We start from the raw sequence: 2,286 nt of genomic DNA, 5'->3' as shown, positions 1-2,286 counted from the left end.
TTTTTTGACCGCCATCTCTCCGGCGTCGGTTCTTACGAGGTTGTTTTTTCCTCCCAAAAACCGGGCTGGGAGGTGGCCCGCGATCCCGCCGTCTTGGAGGAGATCGACCGGTTTGGTCAATCAATGCTCAAAAACGGACATACGCGGAAGGTACAGGGTCCTCTGGGTTATCTGAAGAAATTGAATCAGGCGTTTCACGAGGGGAAAAGCGAATTCTACCGTCTTCCCGACACAAAGGAGGGGGTGGCCCAGCTTTTTCTGCTGGCCGAAAGCTCCGGAGAGACCGAAATCGGCCAGTACAAATCGTCGAGGCTGAAAACCGCTTCAGGCCGCTTGGTATCGACGTGACATTGACCGGCTACGGGCCGCTCTGGATCCGCCTGGACAACGACATCCTTGTCAGCCAGATTTACAGCTTTCTGATCGCCTTCGCCGTCGTTTCGGTCCTGATGATGTTCTTTTTAAAAAGCTTCAAGGTGGGTTTGCTAAGCATGATTCCCAATGTTCTGCCGATTCTCTACACGATGGGGCTGATGGGTTTTGTGGGGATTCATCTGAACGTTTCCACGGTCATGATTGCGGCGATCACCGTCGGCATCACCGTGGACGACACCATCCACTACCTCGTCCGTTTTGGCGATGTGGTGAGACGCGAAGGGGATTACAGAGGCGCCATCCGTCAGGCCAACCGGTCGGTGGGAACCGCCATCCTTTTCACCTCGCTCATTCTCATGGGGGGATTTTCGGTGATGTGCCTCGGTTCTTTTATCCCCTCCATTTATTTCGGGAGCATGACGGCGCTTACCCTCTTTTTGGCCATCCTCTGCGAAATCTTTTTGACGCCGATCCTCCTTTTGTGGTTTAAACCGTTTAAGGCGGTTGTAACCATTATTTGATTTATCGCATTAAACCCGCCGGACAGGGGATTGTCGGTCGGAAGCAAAATTGAGATAATGAATTGTTTTGATTACCCTTCTTAAAAAAGTTCAGTGGTTTACCCTGCCGTTCCTCTTGCTGACCGTGTTCATTGCCTTTGGAGGGCTGGCTTTTTATATTCCCCGCTACGGTGTTCACCCTCTTGAGCCGATAGTCTGCGCGGTTTATGTCTTCATTATCGCGATGGTCGTTTCGGGTGGCTACCACCGCTATTTTGCCCACAAGACCTTCCAGTGCCATCCGATCTTGAAGGTTTTTTATCTGATTGTCGGCGCCGCCGCCTTTCAGCAGTCGGCGTTGGTGTGGGCTTCCGATCACCGTTTTCATCATCGATATGTCGATACCGACAAAGACCCGTACAATATCAAAAAAGGATTCTGGTGGGCCCATATCGGCTGGCAATTGGCCAAAGACCCCGAATCCCGCTCAACCCTCTTGGACAATGTGCCCGATCTGGCCAAAGACAAATGGGTGATGAGACAACACAAATACTGGATCTGGGTTTCCATCCCTCTTGCCTTCGGTATTCCTCTGCTGATTGGACTTTTGATCGGTCGGCCGATGGGAATGTTGTTGTGGGCGGGGATTTTGCGGATTGTGATCACGCATCACACCACCTTTACCATCAACTCGGTGGCCCACAAGTTTGGCGCCCAGCCTTACAGCGACGAAAACTCGGCGCGCGATGTCTGGTGGTTGGCCCCGCTTTTGTGCGGCGAACACAATCATAATTATCACCACCGCTTTCAGGGGGATTATCGAAACGGCGTCCGCTGGCACCATTACGATCCCACCAAGTGGGCCCTCTGGCTTCTCTCGCACACTCCGCTGGTTAAACAGCCTCATCGGACGCCGCCGCACCTCATTTTGAAGGCGCGCCTCGAAATGGATTTAAAAAGGCTGGAACAAAAACTGAAAACGGCCCCAAGAGAATTCTGGATACCGCTGAAAACACGTCTGATCGGCATGCGAAAGATGCTGGAAGAAACGGCGGAGCTTTCATAATTCTCTTTGACCTCCCTCCAATTTTGTTTTTATGATCCTGGCCGTATCCGGAGCGAAAATCCTCATGCGCCGAACATTCATCATTCCATTCATCCTTTTTTATCTGGTCGCCGGTTTTTTTCTTCCGAAGGCCAAAGCCCAGGATGGGACCGATAAACAGCACGAGGTCTATATCGGCGTCTATATGAACCAGATTCCCTCTTTGAGCCTGAAAGACAATCAGTTCACGGCCGATTTTTGGATATGGTTTCGCTGGAAGGGGGACGACATCAAGCCGGTGGAGAGTTTCGATCTGGTGAATGGCCACATCGAGTCCAAAGAGTCGCTCTACGAGGACCGGATTGA

The 2,286-nt window shown here is 51.7% G+C and carries 4 protein-coding genes; all 4 read left to right on the top strand.

Annotation, left to right across the window (positions count from 1 at the left end):
* The coding region (locus HYU99_09375; protein MBI2340555.1) for a hypothetical protein at window positions 1–348 on the top strand (348 nt) is incomplete at its 5' end.
* Window positions 345–896, top strand: coding sequence for an MMPL family transporter (locus tag HYU99_09370; GenBank protein MBI2340554.1), 552 nt, complete (start codon window positions 345–347; stop codon window positions 894–896). The genes HYU99_09375 and HYU99_09370, both read left to right, overlap by 4 nt.
* 67 nt (window positions 897–963) lie before the next feature.
* Window positions 964–1,941, top strand: a complete 978-nt coding sequence (locus tag HYU99_09365) for an acyl-CoA desaturase (protein ID MBI2340553.1) — start codon at window positions 964–966, stop codon at window positions 1,939–1,941.
* 31 nt (window positions 1,942–1,972) lie between these two features.
* Window positions 1,973–2,286: hypothetical protein (locus HYU99_09360; protein ID MBI2340552.1), on the top strand; the 314-nt coding region annotated here is incomplete at its 3' end.

The organism is Deltaproteobacteria bacterium (assembly GCA_016183175.1).
Taxonomy (GTDB): domain Bacteria; phylum UBA10199; class UBA10199; order UBA10199; family SBBF01; genus JACPFC01.
The sequence above is the reverse complement of the archived record's forward strand: the minus strand, read 5'-3'. Positions and strand labels throughout refer to the sequence as shown.